We start from the raw sequence: 18389 nt of genomic DNA on the forward strand, positions 1-18389 counted from the left end.
CTACACTTGAATTCGCCATTCAATCAGCGTGCCGCCGATGGAATGCTCATAGTTCCTGCTCACAACTTTCTTCCCGCGTTCCCAAATATATTCGCCCCTGTTGCTTAGAATTCTCAACCGCCCCTCTCTTGCGCGCTCGGCTACTTCTAACATGGTATGTAAACCCTTCCCATGCTGCGGGAGGCCGGTTTTAGTTTTTGAAATCTTCATGGCAAGTCTGATGCTTATATCATCTCTAACCGTCCCGATTTCTCCGCTCCCGGAAAAACGTCGCAGAAGCTTTTCAAGCATCCCCCAATGCTCCCATTGGGGGAGACTAACGGGAATAGAAACGCCTTGATCATATACCGCTACCGTGACCGTCTTTAAATTGGTGTCGATAGCACCCGTCATCCACCATCTGCGCAGGATTGGAAAATCCCATGTCTGCGAAGGCGGGTATGCCCACATATGAGAATTGAGCGCGGCTTCGAGCATTCCACCGTAGGGCTCAGCGTACAGTAAGCGATCACGCTCATCTGGCGGCAGTAAGCTTCCCAGATGCTCTTGTAGGCGACCGAGAGCCTCTCCTTCGACTTTTTCGCCGGAAAGAAACTTCAAAACCCTTATGTGCTGCTGACCGTCATCTCCGACGGCGTGTGGCTGCATCTCTAACAACTCATGAAAGCCAACAGAACGTAAGACCCTCATCACGTCTGGGTTCCAAAGATGCTCGTCAACAGTATGTGGCTTGTAACCGAGAATATGCTTCCGTCGATCATAGATCGATGCAAGCACTAAGGCAGCAGTAGGCGAGATCATCGTAGCTGGCTTGAAGTCGAAATACGTTTCGATCCTGTGCGATCCGCGCTTCCTGATTGGAGGTAATCTTCGTTTTTGTACTGCATCCTGCCAAAGAGACCGCCGCATGCCTTCCAAAAAAGCCAAAGTTTCTTCAGTGTTGTTGTCCAAACAAAAGGTCGCGGGCATCGGTTTAGAGCTATATGCCCAAGCTCTTCGATAAGTTCCGTCTCTAAAGACCATCACTTTTTTTGGAGAAGAACCGGCGCGCTTTGCGCGCTTCCATTCTTTCCAAACTTGCGATCTCCAAAGACACCAATTTGCGTGTTCCTTGAGATGATTTCGTTGCCTTGGTGTGGTGTAGCGCAAGGCACTCTTCTCCGATCAATTGCTGGTGCGGGTCGACATTCGAGCCCGGTTAAGAGCAAGGTGTTAGATGGCAATTTGATTATGCGCGGTTTCGCGCGCTTTTCCTCATTAGCCCTCGACCACAGCGTCTGGATGCCCCGCCGCAAGCGCGTTCATGTAGGCGAGGCAAAGGTCGCGAGAGCGGTAGCGATCCCAGACGTCCGTTTCCTCGCGGTGGACGATAGGAAAAGTGGAGTAGACGTAGCTCACATCGTCTCGGTCCAGAACTCCGTAGAGATGGAAAAAGAGCGCGTCGAGCTTCGCCCGCAGGTGCAGTCGGCGCTCTTCGTCCCAGATGAAGGGCGGCTTTACTAAGCCATCGGCTTCCACATATCCAATAGCGCTGGCAAAGGGGGCCATGTCTTGCGCTGTATAGGTGAGTTCAAGCACCGCATCACGCACGATCCTGCCTGCCGTCATGTTTCCGAACTTCACACGGTCGAAGGCTTCTTGCGGGACCACCGGAAGCTGTTCGACGATGTACCAACTCGCGTGGTTGCCTAGAATTTTAGTTCTTGCAATGAAATCAGTCATCGCCGAGTTCAGGTTCGCCAGTAGTAGCGTCTGAGCGTTGGCTCGCTCGGTCGGATCGGTGATCTGCATTTGTATCAGTGGTAGCGTATGACCAGCTGCGTAAGGCGGCAACAAGGAGGAAATGATCGAGCGTGCGTTAGTCGTGGACGTTACGTCCTTAATAGCGATCTCTACAGACAGCGGGATCGCCTCCCGCACATAATATCGCGGCTCAGGATAGAAGCTGGGGTCCAGATGCTCCTCAAGCGTTGTCTCAAGTCCCTGCCCCGAGCGGTGGACGTTCTTGGCGACGACGACGATCCCGGACGCGCGATGGTCATATGCCTGCACCATCTTGCCTTCGTATAGCGGCACCCAGTCGCCTTCCGCATTGCGGAAGCGGTGGCCTCCGATTGGATATGCTCCCTCTCGGCTTTCAAGCTCATTCCGGGTACGGAACATGGCGCTGTCATTCGCCATGTGGAACATCGTTGTGTATTTTACGGGCCAAGCCCGTGTTTCGTCACCGTTCGAACGATCAACGAGAATAGGGTATCGACTATAAATCTGCGTCGAGATGTCTTTGTCACGCCCGGCTCTGTAAATGGGTGCAGTGTGACTATTCGGGTTGACGTGCTCGAAGTGTTCGAGGGTCATTCCGAAGACCGTGCCGTCTTGCTCAAGCTCGCCGACGTCACGCACGAATGACGCGAACTTGCAGCCGTCGAAGGCCGTCGCAACTGGCGAGAAGACTAGCACGCAGAACTTGAACCTGTAGTAGACATCGGGGAAGAACAGTTTGCCGTCGCGCCGTTTATTGAAGAAGTCATAGACGCACTTGGCTGTCTTGTTCTCCATGAGGCCGGAAAAGAACCTCTGCGAATTCGTCTCAGTCGCAATACCAGACGGGACAAGTAGGCCTACCATTCCGTCCGGTTTACACAGATGCTTGGCTCGTTCAATGAACAGCGAGTTGATGTTCGTGTCCCCGCCCGACAGCAACGGGTAATCCCTACCCTCACGGGCCATACGACTGGCGGTTTCGGCGCGATTACTGGCCTTGTCAAAATCGGCTGTTAGCGGATCGGCCTCATTGACCAGCCGCTCGATGAGCTTTTTTCGATCAGCCGCACGAGGGGCAAGGGCAATCGCGGGTCTGCGGGCGGCGAACCATTCCACCTGCTGGAGTTTTATCCGGTCCCAAGGCGGGTTGCCTACAATGGCATCGAACCCGCCATTCAGCCCATCGGCCTCCCAATCAGTCCAGACACCGGGAAATGTTACTTGCCAGTGCAAAAACCGCTCTTCTTTGATGAGTTCACGCACAGCATTGAGGATTGGTAGGAAATTCGGCGTGTCGCGTCCCACACGGATTTCGGTTCGCCCCATTGCAATTTCTACCGGATCGCCAAATTGCCCGTCGAAGAAATGCTTGATCAGCGCCACGCTCTGACGGTCGCGCAGGTTCAGCCAGTCGAGGGCGTGGATAAAAGATAACAAGGCCGAAAGCGGTCTGGTCATCTCGGTGATTTGATCGAATATGTGTGATGACTTTTCGGCTTCCGCGATCTCAGCGTCGGTTAGCCCCTCAACAAGCTGCATTTGCGCCGCTGACTGGATGGCGGATCGGATTGGGCCATGCAGCACCAACGGTGATCCATACCGAGTGACCTTCTCAATCCCGGCCTTGACCCAGGAACCGAACAGGCTGTCCCCAACCCGCAAGTGGTGATCGAGAAAGCTCAGAGGTGCGCCTACGGTGAAGGTGTGGAGCCACAGAGCCACCTTCGCCAATTCAACAGCCATAGGGTTCTTGTCGACCCCGTACACACAGCGCTTGAGCACCATGCGGCGGATGATGTGACGGTCGTCAAGCTGGTCTTCATCGACGCTCCAGCCTCGCGCCTCAGCGTTGCCCATAATCGTGTTGCGGATCGCCTCGATGCGCTCGGCGAGTGGCGAGATATAATCTCCCCAAGTCACCTGCGCTTCGGCCTCGGCCATCGCGTCAATGATCTGATCGGTTATCTTGTCCACCACGCTGACGAGAAAGTGGCCCGATCCCATTGCCGGATCGCATATCTTGAGTTCAAGAAGCCGCATTGCCGGGTCTAGACGTGTCAGGCCGCCCATGCGCCGACTGCGAGGGGGCTGTGCCTCAAGCTCGGCAACCTTCGCCGTAAATGCCGCCAGATGGCGGTTCACAAGTGGTTCCAGCGTTTCGTCGAGGATTAGGTCAACTAGATCGTCCGGGGTGTAGTAGCTACCCGATCCCTTGCGAGCGAAGATGTTGGGGCGAATGAGGACGTCACCATCCTCACGGACGATCTCATGTTCGAGCAGGCGCTCATAAATCGAACCCAGCTGCTGCACGCTCAAATCGCGGTAGTTGATATAGCGCCGTCCCTGCTCGGATTTTACGAAGGACAGGGTGTCGACGACGTTCGCAATTAGAGTGTCTCCGAGCCGTATTTCGTTGAGCAGCGGGGTACGATCCTGATTGAACAGGCCTCCGTTGTAGGGAGGCAGGCCGATGTCGGCATCGCCCTTATCAATGGCGCGGCAGAGGTCATCGAGAACCGACCAATATCGGGCGGCGGTGGTCGAGAAGGCATCACCGGCATCCATCCGCTTGCCCACATCAAGGCGAACCCGCTCGCGCAAGCCGTAGTCCTCATACCGGCGCTCGTGAACCGGCAGGAGGTCTCTGTCTTCGGCATAAAGGATGAACAACAGTCGATAGAGTAGGACCAGCGCCGCATCCCGCACATCGTTGAGCGGCGCGGCTGGAGCTGCCGCTGCAATGCCACGTGCGAGTTCGGGGAAAGCGAAGCCGAACACCAAATCAGAGAGGTTCTGAGCAACCCGTTCTTCATAGAACCTTCCCTCATCGAGGGCTCGCTGATGGAAAGTTCGGTGATCGGGGCTAGGCAAAAATGCCTGACGCCGGAACACAAGGACGAACACTTTGAACCAGTGATGCTGCTCGTCGCTGGTAAGTTTGAACAATCCCTCATTATGCCCGGGGACCCCGATGACGGCCGCAAGATCGATCTCGAAGAATTGCTCAGCAACCGACCGAGCGCCGGAGTAATAAAGTCGCCAGCGGGCACCGTTGGTCAGAATACCCCATCGCAGCTTTCCGCTGGTCAAATCATCAACCCGGCGCAGATATCGCAACATCTGAGTAGACGGAGCCGTTACCTCATCGCGTTGATCAGAACGGCGGTCGAGGGGGCGGTTCCAGCGCTTGCTTTCAACGATAGCCGCGCCCAACTCATACCGCCGCCATTCCTCTGCGTGCTCGACGGCCCTCTCTTTTGCGGGGGCGTCTGCAAACAGCAACCCATCAGGCACGTCCTGGCGGCCCTTCGTAGTCAGGTTTTGTTGCTTCAAACTGTCTGCCCACCCGAGGAGTGCAAGCACCCGCCAGATTAGATCATCCTCAGTATGGGTCTCGTTGGGGGTCTGGGCGGTGGGAAAACGGGCGAAAACGCCTGCGATGTCGTCGCGTAGCTTTAGGAGTTCTGCATCGCCTAACGCTAACCAGTCTGGCAGGTCTGTGATTGCCCCCTCAATAAAAGCATTGGAGAAAAGGCTCCCCTGAAAACCACCTGAAGCCAAGTTTGTACCCCGCCTAATTCGCTGTCCCGCGCTTCTAGATACCGCAGTCTAGAAATGGATCAAACGCTTCCTTGAAATGCAAAAATGGTAAGTGCTGTCAGGCGAAGTAAAGGACCGCATAATCGCATCTAGCGCCACCATCCAACCTATCAGCTCACCTTGAGCCAAGGCAGCCAGGACGAAATCACCCTCGCCCCATCGCCAAATTGGGGCCCCATCACATTCGGACCCCAGTCATTGAGCCGTGGCGCAGCAGGTTGGACGAATGGTGAATTTCGGGCTCTGTGTTGATTTACGCCTTGAAATATGGAGTTTCGGCGGGGAAAATTGGCTAGAAATTTTGTAGGCGATTTTCTTCAAAAATGCGTCGATCTAGTGAGCTTTCCGATTTGCCTTCTTGGAAGAGCTTAGCGGTTTTGTCGACCTGCCCACTGGTGCTGCACCGGGGCTGCTGGACGCTTTCTTACCGCGGCTTGAAAGCGCGGCATCCAAAATGGACTTTACCCAGATCAGGTCGGCCTCATCAAGTTGAGCCAACGCAGCGGAAATCTGTCCGTAAGCACCTCGGCTCATTGAGCCGGTCGGCAGATCGCTAGTGAACAGCTCGGCTGGGTCAATTTTCAGAGCTTCGGCCAAACGCTCGATAGCGGGAAAGCGCGCCCCTGTAGCTCCGACCTCCAGCTTGGAAATCATGTCCACGCTCAGTCCTGCTGCCTCGGCAAGCGCTTCCTGAGTATGCCCTAACCGCCTTCGGTGAGCTGCAAGTAGCCGCCCAAATCTTTTCCGTAGGTCCGCCATCGTGCCTCCAAGCAGAGGTGTACGAGGCGGCTAAGAAAAGCGGCAGTGATTACAATTACTTGTAGATGTCTAATCCGTAATACATTTGCAATTAATTGCATTTGGATTACGGTTTTTACGAAATCCGTAATCGGGAGGAAGCATTGCTGGAACTGTTTATTTTGTTGTTTCTTGGATCGCTGCTTGGCCTGTGCTTCGGTCTTCTCGGGCTGCTGTTCAAGCGAGTTCGCAGGTACGCCAGCGTTCTGAGTGGGATGTCGCTAGCAACCTTGATTTTCGCACTTGCAGCGAAGCCGGATGCGTTGGCGAAAAAGGACTTACAAAGCCAAACACAATCGCAAGGTCCAAATCCCGCCATTCAGCCTATCGATGTCCGGTTATTGGCGTGCGGAGCCAAGCCATGCCGCCACATCGATGGTCGTTCGATTGTCGAAAATATCCAGCGTCAAATGCACCAAGCTCGAACGGACTGCCGGGAGGTCCGCGACGTGTTTTGGCTTCCCGACGCAAATCCAAACCTTATTGATCATCTCTGGACGATCTACATGGTCGTTTGTAGCGACGCGAAAGGCGACCAGCTCTATCAGGTCGTCCATGCTGCTGCAGACCGCGAGATCGTTATCCGCAAGTTCTCAGGCGACGCTATGGACACCAAGACAATCAAATCTGCACCATTCAATCAGTTGTTTTCCGTCAGCGAAGCAGCGCCGTTACAGTCGCCACTTTCGGGCCAATGATCCCGAGCCTCCACTGGTACAGAATTCTGGTACAGTTTCTTGCCAAAACCCGAACCGAGGAAAGGCGGTCTCCGCTTAACTCTCTGATATCATTATGGAGCGGATTTCTGGGTACTTCTCCCTCCCTCTCCGCCAACAAATTTCCCCATGCGCGGTGCCGGGCTTCAGCCCAACTAATCCGCAATTGACAAAATTGCACTCCTTGATTTTACTTCAAGCCATGGGGAAGCGATCTCCCCACAAGGCGACATGCCCAAGAATCGCGTCCCGTTTTTCAACAAGGACGCATCATGTCAGCTATCAACGCACTTTCACCCGATAAGCTTGCCCGTCTGATTGGTACGCCCGCGTGCCCGGTACTCGTTGATGTCAGGATCGACGAGGATTTCAACGCGGACCCGCGATTGATTCCTGGCGCTATTCGCCGCAGCCACAGGGAAGTCGCCGAGTGGGCGCCGGGCTTTTCAAAGCGGACCGTCGTCGCGATCTGCAGGAGGGGACACAAACTCAGCGAGGGTGTCGCGGCGTGGCTGCGTCATGCCGGCGCCTCCGCCAACATTCTTGAAGGTGGCATTGAAACGTGGGCGAAGGAGGGGCGCCCGCTTGTTCCTGTGTCCAAGCTTCCTGCCCGCGATCCACAAGGGCGAACGGTATGGGTTACACGCGCCCGACCGAAGATCGACCGCATCGCCTGCCCGTGGTTGATCCGCCGGTTCGTCGACCCTTCCGCGCTATTTCTTTTCGTAAGCGCCTCCGAAGTCGAAGCTGTTGGAGAGCGCTTTGGTGCCGTTGCCTTCGATATTGAAAACGTCCACTGGAGCCATCGCGGAGAGCTTTGTACGTTCGATGTTATGGTCGAGGAATTCGGGCTGGAACTCGAGCCGCTCAAGCGTCTTGCGACCATCGTGCGGGCGGCGGATACAGCGCGCCTCGATCTTTCGCCGGAGGCACCCGGTCTGCTTGCGGCTTCACTGGGATTGTCGCGAATGTATTCCGACGACCTCGAACAGCTCGAAGCGGGTCTGGGGCTGTACGATGCCTTCTATCGCTGGTGCCGGGATGCCACCGACGAAACCCACAATTGGCCATCGCACAAAGCGAAAGTGAAAGCGAAGGCATGATCGACGTGACCACGCCGCCAGCGGCTCTGCACGAGCGGACTGCTCCGGATTTCCCGAGTCTGGCCGAAGCATTTTGGGTCTGGCTGCGGGTGGCGATGCTCAGTTTTGGCGGCCCCGCCGGACAGATCGCAGTGATGCACCGGATTCTCGTCGAGGAAAAGCGCTGGGTTTCCGAAAGCCGGTTCTTGCACGCCCTCAATTACTGCATGTTGTTGCCGGGCCCCGAGGCGCAACAGTTGGCCACCTATATCGGCTGGCTGATGCATCGGACGCGCGGCGGCATCATGGCGGGTGGCTTGTTTATATTGCCCGGCGTCGTCGCCATCATGGCGCTGAGTTACGTCTACGCTGCATTCGGCAATGTCGGATTCGTTGCCGCCCTGTTTTTCGGTCTGAAGGCGGCGGTGCTGGCCATCGTGATTCAGGCCGTCGTTCGTGTCGGCAAGCGGGCGCTGAAGAACCCGGTCATGCAGGGACTCGCGGCCGCGGCATTCGTCGCGATCTTCTTTTTCGATGTTCCGTTTCCCATCATCATCCTGGTTGCTGGATTGATTGGCTACTTCGGTGGCCGGGCCGAGCTTGCGGTGTTCGCCGTAGGCGGCGGGCATGACAGCAAAAATTCCACGGCTATGGTCGATGCCTTGCTGGGCGATGAAGTGCCCTACCACGCACGCCCGAATCTTGCGCGCTCCCTCCGGGTGGCCGTCGTTTGGTTGCTGTTGTGGCTGATTCCCGTGGCCGCGCTTCTTCTGCTGCTCGGAGAGCACAACGTCTTCACGCAGATTGCGGTGTTCTTCAGCAAGATGGCCATGGTGACGTTCGGCGGCGCCTATGCGGTGCTGGCGTATGTCGCGCAGCAGGCCGTGGAGAACTACCATTGGCTGCGTCCGGGCGAGATGCTCGATGGATTGGGCATGGCCGAGACCACGCCCGGTCCGCTGATCATGGTGTTGCAGTTCGTGGGCTTCATGGCCGCCTTTCGCGATCCCGGCACGCTGTCGCCCATGATGGCGGGAACGCTGGGCGGGCTGCTGGCGACCTGGGTGACCTTCACGCCTTGCTTTCTCTGGATCTTTCTCGGCGCGCCGTTCATCGAGATGATGCGCGGAAACAAGGCGCTGGCGGGGGCGCTCTCCGCGATCACCGCCGCGGTGGTGGGCGTGATCTTGAATCTGGCGATCTGGTTCGCGATCCACACCGTTTTTCGCGAAACATTTCCGGTGCGCGGTTTCGGATTCTGGTTCGAGGCACCTGTGCTCAGGAGTGTCGATCCGTGGGCGCTTGCGCTGTCGCTCGCGGCGGCTGCAGCGATATTCCGCTTCAATGCCGGAATGTTGCAGACGCTGGCCGCCTGCGCCTCGGCGGGGGTGTTGCTTTATCTGGCTGGGATTCTTGGATGAGTCCGATGGACGATGCATTTCGCCTCTCGCCGGCTTGCCTTGCACCGGATTTTGCCGCCAACTCATGTTGTTTTTCTTTGCGGAGAGACATCATGGAGCGGTCGGCCGATATCCCGGGTGGGAAAGACAACGCGGTGGCAACAACCGGCCGTCATCGCGTCGTCGTGGTCGGCGCAGGCTTCGGTGGACTGGAAACGGTGCATCGGCTTGCGGGTGTGCCGGTCAGCATCACGCTGATCGATCGGCGCAATCACCATCTGTTTCAGCCTCTGCTCTATCAAGTGGCGACGGCTTCGCTGGCAACTTCGGAGATCGCGTGGCCGATACGGCACCTGCTGAGCGGACGGCGGGAGGTGACCACGCTGCTTGCATCGGTCACAGGTGTGGATGTCGCGGTGCGGCGCGTTTTGCTCGAGGACGGCGACGCGCTGGATTACGACACGCTGGTGCTCGCAACCGGTGTGCGGCACGCCTATTTTGGTCACGATGAATGGGAGCCGTTCGCGCCGGGGCTGAAAACGCTCGAAGACGCCACGACAATCCGTCGCCGTCTTCTGCTGGCGTTTGAGCGCGCGGAGCGTGAGAGCGATCCGCAGCGGCGCGCGGCGCTTCTGACATTCGTGATCGTCGGTGGCGGTCCGACCGGCGTTGAACTCGCCGGAACCATCGCGGAGCTGGCGCGGGTGACGTTGCCGCCGGATTTCCGCAACATCGATACGCGAGCCGCGCGCGTGGTTCTGATCGAGGCGGGGCCGCGCGTGCTCGCGGGTTTCGCCGAGGATCTGTCCGACTACGCACACCGCTCGCTGGAGCGCATCGGGGTTGAAGTGGTGCTCGGGCGAGCAGTGTCCGAATGCAGCGCCGATGGCGTGATTTACGGCGGCGAGGTTTTGAAATCGAACACCATCCTCTGGGCTGCCGGCGTGCGGGCGTCACCGGCGGCGGAATGGCTCGGGGTGCCGCTTGATCGTGCCGGGCGGGTCATTGTCGAGCCCGACCTGACGGTGCCCGGTCGTCCGGAAGTATTTGCGATTGGCGATACGGTGACGATCGCCGCGCCTGACGGTCAGCCGGTGCCGGGCATCGCGCCCGCCGCGAAACAGCAGGGGCGATACGTCGCGGACGTGATCAAGACGCGGTTGCGCGGCGAGACATCGCCCGCGCCGTTTCACTACAAGCACGCCGGAAGTCTTGCCCAGATCGGCAAGCGGCTGGCGGTGATCGATTTTGGCCGGATCAAGCTGCGCGGCGCACTGGCGTGGTGGATTTGGGGAATCGCGCACATCTATTTTCTGATTGGCGTGCGCAACCGGCTCAGCGTCGCGATCAGCTGGCTCTGGAACTACCTGCGTGATCAGCGCAGCTCACGGCTGATCACCCAGGGACGCAGCGCGCCGGAGTATCCCAAGCAGCCTTAAGAGGAGAGACGCGAAAGCCGTTGGCTTTCGGCGCTCACGCCCCAACGCAAAAGAGGAGGCTATCCGCCTTTGCGATGCTTCTTTTTCTTCGGTTTCTTGGCAAGGCCACCCTTGTCGACATCAGGCCAACTCTGGCGATCCTGGCTCTTGCCGGGCTTCGGACCTTTGCCACGCGGAGGCGCGTCTTCGAAGCGGCGAGTGTCGTCCCGCTGAGGTTTTCCGCTGTGCTTCGGCTTGTCGTAGCGCGGCTTGTCCTCAAATCGCGGCTTGTCCTCGTGCCTAGGCTTCGAGTCGTAGCGCGGTTTGGCGCTGAAATCCCTGTCCTTGTGCGGCGGCTTCCGCGGGCGCTTGTCGAAGGATGGGGTATCGCCCTGCGGTCCGTTCGGCAGCGCCTCGATGCGGATATTGTCTTCCTTGTCGGGGCGCTTGATCTTGGCGGTAAACTCGTCAACCGCGTTCGCGGAAATCTCGAACTCGGTGCTGGCATCGAAGATGCGAATGGCGCCGATATCCTGTTTGCCGATTCCGCCGCGACGGCAGATCATCGGCAACAGCCAGCGGGCCTCGGCATTCTTGTTGCGGCCGATGGCGGCGCGAAACCAGACGCTGCCTTCGGGCATCTCGCCGCGTGATTTTGATTTTGCGCGTGGCGCACGGTCGTCGCCGCGCGGCTCGCGGCTGTCGCGTCTTGCGCCGCGATCCTCGCGCGATCCTCGGTCGTCGCGTGACCGGCCACCCTGACCGGGATCGAGAATATCTTCAGGTGAGGGGAGGCGCGAGCGATAAAGGCGCGCCAGTGCCGCTGCGATGTCTTCCGCCGAGCGTTCGGCGAGCATCGCGCGCGCCAGCACCAGATCGTCTTCCGTGGTTTCTTCACCGAACAGCGCGTCCTGCAACATGCGCTGCTGATCGAGGGTGCGGATCTCCTCGACGGTCGGCGCGGTGCCCCAGGCCACATCGATTCCTGCCATGTTGAGTAACAGTTCGGCACGGCGCTTGCGCGCGGGAATCACAAGCATCACGCTGATGCCCTTCTTGCCGGCGCGGCCGGTGCGGCCGGACCGATGCTGAAGCACCTCGGGATCGTTGGGCAGATCGGCGTGAATCACCAGACCGAGATTCGGCAGGTCGAGACCGCGTGCCGCAACGTCGGTGGCGACGCAGACCCGCGCGCGTCCGTCGCGCAGCGACTGTAATGCCTTGGTCCGTTCGTTCTGGGTCAGTTCGCCCGATAGCGCGACCACGGAGAAACCGCGTTCGAGCAAGCCAGCCTGTAAATGATTGACCGCGTTTCGGGTGTTGCAGAACACGATGGCGCTCGGCGATTCGAAATAGCGCAACACGTTGACCACAGCGTGCTCGACGTCGCCCGGGGCGATACGGATCGCGCGATACTCAATATCGGCATGGCCGCCGTCGCCGCCAGCCACTTCGATGCGAAAGGGGTTGTTCTGATATTGCTTGGTGATGGAGATAATCGTGCGCGGCAAGGTCGCCGAGAACAGCAGCGTACGGCGCGTGTCCGGCGTGGTCTTGAGGATGAATTCCATATCTTCGCGAAAGCCGAGATCGAGCATCTCGTCGGCCTCGTCGAGCACGACGGCTTTCAGTTCGGAGACGTCGAGACGCTTGCGGCGGATATGATCGCACAGCCGACCGGGCGTGCCGACCACGATATGGGCGCCGGCTTCAAGCTCGCGTTTCTCGCGCTGGGGGTCCATGCCACCGACGCAGGAGACGACGCGGGCGCCCGCATAGGCATAAAGCCATTCCAGTTCGCGATGAACCTGCAGGGCCAGTTCGCGCGTCGGCGCAACGATCAGCGCCAGCGGTGCGCCTGCTCTGGGCAGGCGCTCGGCGTCGCCGAGCAGATCGCTTGCGAATGCCAGCCCGTAGGCCACGGTCTTGCCGGAGCCGGTTTGCGCTGACACCAGCAGGTCGCGGCCGATGGCATCGGGGGCGAGCACCGCCGTCTGGACCGGTGTTGCATCGTTGTAATTGCGCTCGGCCAAGGCGCGGGCGAGCGGGGGACTTGCGGACAGGGATTTCACGTTGAGACCTTGATTGGCGTTGTCGCCATGAATGAGATTGAAACGGCTCAATGCACGCACGACGCGCGCATCTGGTAGTTTCAAAGAAATCGATGAATTGGAGGTGCTTTATGCCAGTTTTGGCCAAAGAGCCATCAATAAGTGCTCCTGTTGTCATCAGAATAAGGCCATTCCGCGTTCTCGCCGCCACGGCAGGAACTATTGGGGGCCCGGCCACTTGTGCTTCCCGACAATCTTCAATCGGGAGTTTTGAATATGAAACGGACTTTGATGGTTTTGGCGATGATTTCGACTGGCGCGCTCATTCCGACGGTGGCATCGGCGCAGGGCGTTCCGGGTGGAATCGAACGCGGCGCGCGTGAAGGCGAGCGCGCGGCGGGTCCCGTCGGTGCGATTGTGGGCGGCACGGTCGGTGGTGTGGTCGGCGGCGTTGCGGGCGTTCTTGGCGTCGATCAGGGTCCGCGCTTCCGCAGCTATGTTGTCGAGCAGCGTCGCCCGTCTTACCGGTATCAGAATGACCTCGCGGTCGGTGTCGTTCTTCCGGAAGAAGGCGTGACTTACTACGACGTTCCCGCAGAATATGGCGTTCGCGACTATCGCTACACCGTGGTGAACGATCGCACTGTTCTGGTGGATCCGCGGACCCGTCGTGTGGTTCAGATCGTCGAGTAAGTCGCGGTCGCTCACGAATAAAAAAGGCCGCCCCAAGGGCGGCCTTTTCATTTTCCATGACTAAAAGTTAGCCCGCTGCGGCAACGGCGCGTTGCGCCATCACCTTGATGAGGTTGGCGCGGTAGGGCGCCGATCCATGGATGTCCGCCATCAGCCCGTCGGCTGAAATCGTCACACCGTCGAGTGCGTCGGCAGACCAGTTCGCCTTCAAGGCCGCCTCGATGGCGGGCACGCGCATCACGCCGTTCTGCGATGCGCCGGTTGCGGCGACGCGCACGTCACCCGACTTCGTCTTGGCCACGAACACGCCGGTCAGCGCAAAGCGCGAGGCCGGATGGCGCATCTTCGCATAAGCCGCCTTCGCCGGAATCGGGAACGAGATTTCGGTGATGATCTCGCCGTCCTCCAGTGCGGTGGTGAACAAGCCCTGGAAGAAATCATCCGCCTTGATGCTGCGCTTGTTGGTTTTCACCGTGGCGTCGAGGGCGACCACGGCTGCGGGAAAATCTGCCGCCGGATCGTTGTTGGCGATCGAGCCACCGATGGTGCCGCGATAGCGCACCGCGGGATCGCCGAGCACCGAGGTCAGATGCACGATGGCGGGAATCGCTTTCTTTGCATCCGTGCTGGTGAGGATGTCGTAGTAGGTCGTCGCCGCCTTGATGACCAGCGCATCCGCGGTCGCGGACACCCCGACCAGCGCGGGAATCCGCGCGAGGTCGATCACGTCGGAGGGCTGTGCGAGGCGTTGCTTCATCACCGGCAGCAGCGTGTGGCCGCCGGCGAGGTACTTCGAGTCGGAGCCCTTCTTGAAGAGCGCGACAGCGTCATCGACGCTGGAGGGACGGTGATAGGTTGTCTCGTACATGATGCTTCTCCCTACGGATTCTTGCTGCGCATGATCTGTTCCGAAAACCGGTAGCCACTTTTCGGGATCATGCGCTACTCCGCGGCCTGTTGCTGATGGATGGCGTGCCACACCCTGTCGGGGGACGCCGGCATTTCAAGCTTGTTGTTGCCGATAGCGTCGGTGATCGCGTTGATCACCGCCGGCGTCGAGCCGATGGCGCCGGCTTCGCCGCAACCCTTGATGCCGAGCGGATTGCTCGGGCACAGCGTCATGGTGTGTGACACCTTGAACGACGGCAGATCGTCGGCGCGGGGCATGGCATAGTCCATGAATGAGGCGGTCAGGAGCTGGCCGCTCTTGTCGTAGACCGCGCCTTCAAGCATCGCCTGTCCGATGCCTTGCGCAAGACCGCCGTGCACCTGACCCTCGACGATCATCGGGTTGATCAGGCGTCCAAAGTCATCGGCTGCGACGAAGTTGACGATATCGGTCTTGCCGGTGCCTGGATCGACGTCGACCTCGCAGACATAAGCGCCAGCGGGGAAGGTGAAGTTGGTCGGGTCGTAGAACGCGGTTTCCTTCAGGCCGGGCTCCATGCCGTCCGGCAGGTTGTGCGCGGTGTAGGCGGCAAGAGCGACCATCGGCAGCGCAATCGCCTTGTCGGTGCCGGTGACCTTGAACTCGCCGTTCTCGATGACGATGTCGTTTTCCGAGGCTTCAAGTTGATGCGCGACGATCTTCTTCGCCTTGGCTTCGACCTTCTCCATCGCCTTGACGATAGCGGACATGCCGACGGCGCCGGAGCGTGAGCCGTAGGTGCCCATGCCGAACTGCACCTTGTCGGTGTCTCCGTGGATGATCGACACCTGGCCGATGGGAATGCCGAGACGATCGGCAACCACCTGGGCAAACGTCGTCTCATGGCCCTGACCATGGCTGTGCGAGCCGGTGAGGATTTCAATGGTGCCGACGGGGTTGACCCGCACCTCGCAGGATTCCCACAGGCCGACGCCTGCGCCGAGGCTGCCGACGGCTTTCGACGGCGCGATGCCGCAGGCTTCGATGTAGCAGGAGAAGCCGATGCCGCGCAGCTTGCCGTCTTTCTTGGCCTGCTCCTTCCGCGCGGGGAAGCCGGCATAGTCGATGGCTTTCAAGGCAGCGTCGAGTGAGGCGTTAAAGTCGCCGGCGTCATAGGCCATGATCACCGGCGTCTGATGCGGGAAGCTGGTGATGAAGTTCTTGCGGCGCAGCTCGGCAGGATCGACCTTGAGCTGCCGCGCCGCGGTTTCCATCATCCGCTCCATCACGAAAGAGGCTTCGGGACGGCCCGCGCCGCGATAGGCATCGACCGGCGTGGTGTTGGTATAGACGCTGACCACCTCGGCGTAGATGTTCGGGATGTTGTATTGCCCCGACAACAGCGTGGCGTAGAGATAAGTCGGTACCGACGAGGAGAACAGCGACATGTAGGCGCCGAGATTGGCGTGGGTTTTTACCCGCAGGCCGATGATCTTGTTGTCCTTGTCGAACGCCATCTCGGCCTTGGTCAGATGATCGCGGCCGTGGGCGTCGGTGAGAAACGCCTCGGTGCGGTCGGATGTCCATTTTACCGGACGGCCGGTGCGCTTGGAGGCCCACAGCGCCACCATTTCTTCAGGATAGATGAAGATCTTGGAGCCGAAGCCGCCGCCGACGTCAGGCGCAATCACGCGCAGCTTGTTTTCGGCAGCGACGTTGTAGAACGCCGACAGCACGAGGCGCGCGACATGGGGATTTTGTGACGTGGTATAAAGAGTGAAGTGCTCTTCGGCGGAATCGTATTCCGCAACCGCCGCGCGCGGTTCCATTGCGTTGGGCACCAGCCGGTTGTTGGTGATGTCCATCGACACGACATTGGCGGCCTTCTTGAAGGCCTCGCCGGTCGCGGCCTCGTCGCCGATGCTCCAGTCATAAATGACGTTGCCGGGCGCTTCGGGGTGAAGCTGCGGCGCGCCGGATGCGATGGCCGAACGAATGTCCGCGGCCGCCGGCAGTTCTTCGTACGTTACCTCGACGGCTTCCGCCGCATCGCGCGCCTGATTGCGGGTTTCCGCGATGACGACAGCTACCGCGTTTCCGACAAAGCGCACGGTTTCCGGCGCCATGGCCGGCCACGCGCCCATTTTCATCGGCGAACCGTCCTTGGAGTGGATCATCCAGCCGCAGATCAGGTTGCCGATCTTGTCATCCACGAGCTGCTGGCCTGTCAGCACATCGACCACGCCCGGCATCTTCATGGCGGCGGCGACGTCGATGCTTTTGATTTTTGCGTGGGCGTGCGGGCTGCGGACGAACGACGCATAGGTCATGCCATGGAGGCGGACGTCGTCGGTGTATTTGCCCTTGCCGGTGATGAAACGCTTGTCTTCCTTGCGCACTACCCGTGCGCCGATACCTTCAACACTCATAATCTCGACCTTTCCATAAGGGCTGCCTTGATCGCGCGAGCAGCGCGGGCAGTTGCACATCTGATTATTGAGTCGTCGCGGATCATTCCGCGGCGGCAGAAACCTTCATGCGCCCGGCGGCGTCGAGCACCGATTTGACGATGTTGTGGTAGCCGGTGCAGCGGCAGATATTGCCTTCCAGTTCTTGGCGAACGGTTTCTTCGTCGAGCCCGGCGGGATGGCGCTGCACGATGTCGATGGCGCTCATGATCATGCCCGGCGTGCAATAGCCGCACTGGAGACCATGATTGTCGCGGAATGCCGCCTGCATCGGGTGCAGGGTGTCGCCCTTTGAAATACCTTCGATGGTGGTGACGTTGGCGCCGTTGGCCTGGCCGACCATGGTGGTGCAGGATTTCACCGCGCGGCCGTCGATGTGAACGATGCAGGCGCCGCACTGGCTGGTGTCGCATCCGACATGGGTGCCGGTAAGGCCGAGATGATCGCGCAGCAGATGGACCAGAAGGGTCCGATCCTCGACATCAGCAGACACCGCCTTGCCGTTGACCGTCAATTTGATTGTAGACACAAGCACCTCCCCAGTGATTTCCAGAAAACGCTTTTTGTAATTGTTCTAATTAACAACCGGCGCGCAAAACTTTGCAACGTCGATTTTCGTCGCGGATGTCATCGCGCGATCATCTGGACGTGAAGCGCATGCGCGATACGTCGCCCGATCGCGCAACTCGCCAGATGCAATGTTCATTTCGCAGATGCGAAAGAGGGCTGCTTTCTGCATCCCCTCAATGCCGACGCGAGGTTTGATTGACGCGTCCTTTTTGCCTAGGCTCGATCGATCAAAGGCAAGAAAATAGAACGCTAACAAAGGAGTAAGGTGGTGATCGACAAGCGCGTAGAGTCGCTGGCGGCTGCGGTCGCCGGCGTGCAGGACGGTGCGACCGTGCTGGTGCCTGGTTTTGGTGCGGTCGGTGTCGCCGACAATCTCCTCGAAGCGCTGCACGATCAGGGAGCAAAGGAATTGACGATCGTCGCCAACAATTCAGGCAACGGCGATCATGGTTTGGCGCGCCTCATCAACTCCGGACGTGTGCGCAAGGTCATCTGCTCTTATCCGCGCTCGGGCGACTACAGCGCCTTCCTGAATGCCTATCGCGCCAAGAGCCTTGAACTGGAATTGGTGCCGCAAGGCACCATCAGCGAGCGCATGCGGTGCGCCGCCGCCGGTCTCGGCGGTTTTTTCTCGCCGGTCTCGGCGGGCACCAAGCTCGCCGAAGGCAAGGAGCAGCGGGAAATCGACGGCCGGCTTCATGTTTTCGAGAAGCCGCTGAAGGGCGACATCGCACTGGTGAAAGCGGCGAAGGCCGACCGCTGGGGCAATCTCACCTATCGCAAATCCGCCCGTAACTTTAATCCGGTTTGCGCGATGGCTGCCGAATTGACCGTGGTTGAGGTCGAGACCATGGTTGAACTCGGCGCTCTCGATCCGGAAGCCGTTGTGACCCCTGGAATTTTCGTCGACAGAATCGTCGTTGCCGAACCGCGCAAGATTGGGAGCTGACACGTGACCCTT

13 protein-coding genes are annotated in these 18389 nt (G+C 59.2%); 6 read left to right on the top strand and 7 right to left on the bottom strand.

What is annotated here, in order from left to right:
* From YH63_RS08350 to YH63_RS08360, 3 genes are all read right to left on the bottom strand, one after another.
* Positions 1-1149, bottom strand: a complete 1149-nt coding sequence (locus tag YH63_RS08350) for a hypothetical protein (protein WP_137325155.1) — start codon at positions 1147-1149, stop codon at positions 1-3.
* Positions 1150-1257: 108 nt separating this feature from the next.
* Positions 1258-5325 carry an Eco57I restriction-modification methylase domain-containing protein gene (locus YH63_RS08355; RefSeq protein ID WP_046828002.1) on the bottom strand — a complete coding sequence of 1356 codons (4068 nt, stop codon included), beginning with the start codon at positions 5323-5325 and terminating at the stop codon, positions 1258-1260.
* A gap of 372 nt (positions 5326-5697) precedes the next feature.
* Positions 5698-6123 (bottom strand): helix-turn-helix domain-containing protein, encoded by a 426-nt coding sequence (locus YH63_RS08360; protein ID WP_083992600.1) that lies wholly within the window; start codon positions 6121-6123, stop codon positions 5698-5700.
* Between the two features lie 143 nt (positions 6124-6266).
* Here YH63_RS08360 and YH63_RS08365 point away from each other — a divergent pair, with 143 nt between their 5' ends.
* From YH63_RS08365 to YH63_RS08380, 4 genes are all read left to right on the top strand, one after another.
* Positions 6267-6860: a hypothetical protein gene (locus tag YH63_RS08365; RefSeq protein WP_137325156.1), complete on the top strand. Its 594-nt coding sequence runs from the start codon at positions 6267-6269 to the stop codon at positions 6858-6860.
* Between the two features lie 290 nt (positions 6861-7150).
* Positions 7151-7981 carry a chromate resistance protein ChrB domain-containing protein gene (locus YH63_RS08370; RefSeq protein WP_046828000.1) on the top strand — a complete coding sequence of 277 codons (831 nt, stop codon included), beginning with the start codon at positions 7151-7153 and terminating at the stop codon, positions 7979-7981.
* A complete protein-coding gene (gene chrA, locus YH63_RS08375) occupies positions 7978-9381 on the top strand; it encodes a chromate efflux transporter (RefSeq protein ID WP_083992599.1) in 1404 nt (467 codons plus the stop codon). The genes YH63_RS08370 and chrA overlap by 4 nt, the downstream gene beginning before the upstream one ends.
* 92 nt (positions 9382-9473) lie before the next feature.
* Positions 9474-10799: an NAD(P)/FAD-dependent oxidoreductase gene (locus YH63_RS08380; protein WP_046827999.1), complete on the top strand. Its 1326-nt coding sequence runs from the start codon at positions 9474-9476 to the stop codon at positions 10797-10799.
* A gap of 59 nt (positions 10800-10858) precedes the next feature.
* On the opposite strand, the gene YH63_RS08385 is transcribed toward YH63_RS08380, so the two are convergent.
* Positions 10859-12850, bottom strand: coding sequence for a DEAD/DEAH box helicase (locus YH63_RS08385; protein ID WP_046829661.1), 1992 nt, complete (start codon positions 12848-12850; stop codon positions 10859-10861).
* Positions 12851-13105: 255 nt separating this feature from the next.
* Here YH63_RS08385 and YH63_RS08390 point away from each other — a divergent pair, with 255 nt between their 5' ends.
* Entirely contained in the window at positions 13106-13522 is a 417-nt protein-coding gene (locus tag YH63_RS08390) for a DUF1236 domain-containing protein (protein WP_046827998.1), read from the top strand.
* Positions 13523-13589: 67 nt separating this feature from the next.
* On the opposite strand, the gene YH63_RS08395 is transcribed toward YH63_RS08390, so the two are convergent.
* The 3 genes from YH63_RS08395 to YH63_RS08405 all read right to left on the bottom strand — a co-directional run bounded on the left by YH63_RS08395 (position 13590) and on the right by YH63_RS08405 (position 17387).
* A complete protein-coding gene (locus tag YH63_RS08395) occupies positions 13590-14390 on the bottom strand; it encodes an FAD binding domain-containing protein (protein WP_046827997.1) in 801 nt (266 codons plus the stop codon).
* Between the two features lie 74 nt (positions 14391-14464).
* Entirely contained in the window at positions 14465-16819 is a 2355-nt protein-coding gene (locus tag YH63_RS08400; protein WP_046827996.1) for a xanthine dehydrogenase family protein molybdopterin-binding subunit, read from the bottom strand.
* 82 nt (positions 16820-16901) lie between these two features.
* Entirely contained in the window at positions 16902-17387 is a 486-nt protein-coding gene (locus YH63_RS08405; RefSeq protein ID WP_046829660.1) for a (2Fe-2S)-binding protein, read from the bottom strand.
* Between the two features lie 312 nt (positions 17388-17699).
* Between YH63_RS08405 and YH63_RS08410 the strand changes: the two genes are divergently transcribed.
* Positions 17700-18377: a 3-oxoacid CoA-transferase subunit A gene (locus YH63_RS08410; protein WP_205717121.1), complete on the top strand. Its 678-nt coding sequence runs from the start codon at positions 17700-17702 to the stop codon at positions 18375-18377.
* Positions 18378-18389: the final 12 nt, after the last annotated feature.

This window comes from Afipia massiliensis (assembly GCF_001006325.2).
In the GTDB taxonomy this organism is placed as follows: Bacteria; Pseudomonadota; Alphaproteobacteria; order Rhizobiales; family Xanthobacteraceae; genus Afipia; species Afipia massiliensis_A.

What these genes read in the sequence shown, in the direction of transcription:
- YH63_RS08395 (WP_046827997.1), bottom strand. Translation starts at nt 14,390, where the DNA reads ATGTACGAGACAACCTATCACCGTCCCTCCAGCGTCGATGACGCTGTC.
- YH63_RS08400 (WP_046827996.1), bottom strand. Translation starts at nt 16,819, where the DNA reads ATGAGTGTTGAAGGTATCGGCGCACGGGTAGTGCGCAAGGAAGACAAG.
- YH63_RS08380 (WP_046827999.1), top strand. Translation starts at nt 9,474, where the DNA reads ATGGAGCGGTCGGCCGATATCCCGGGTGGGAAAGACAACGCGGTGGCA.
- YH63_RS08370 (WP_046828000.1), top strand. Translation starts at nt 7,151, where the DNA reads ATGTCAGCTATCAACGCACTTTCACCCGATAAGCTTGCCCGTCTGATT.
- chrA (WP_083992599.1), top strand. Translation starts at nt 7,978, where the DNA reads ATGATCGACGTGACCACGCCGCCAGCGGCTCTGCACGAGCGGACTGCT.
- YH63_RS08360 (WP_083992600.1), bottom strand. Translation starts at nt 6,123, where the DNA reads ATGGCGGACCTACGGAAAAGATTTGGGCGGCTACTTGCAGCTCACCGA.
- YH63_RS08390 (WP_046827998.1), top strand. Translation starts at nt 13,106, where the DNA reads ATGAAACGGACTTTGATGGTTTTGGCGATGATTTCGACTGGCGCGCTC.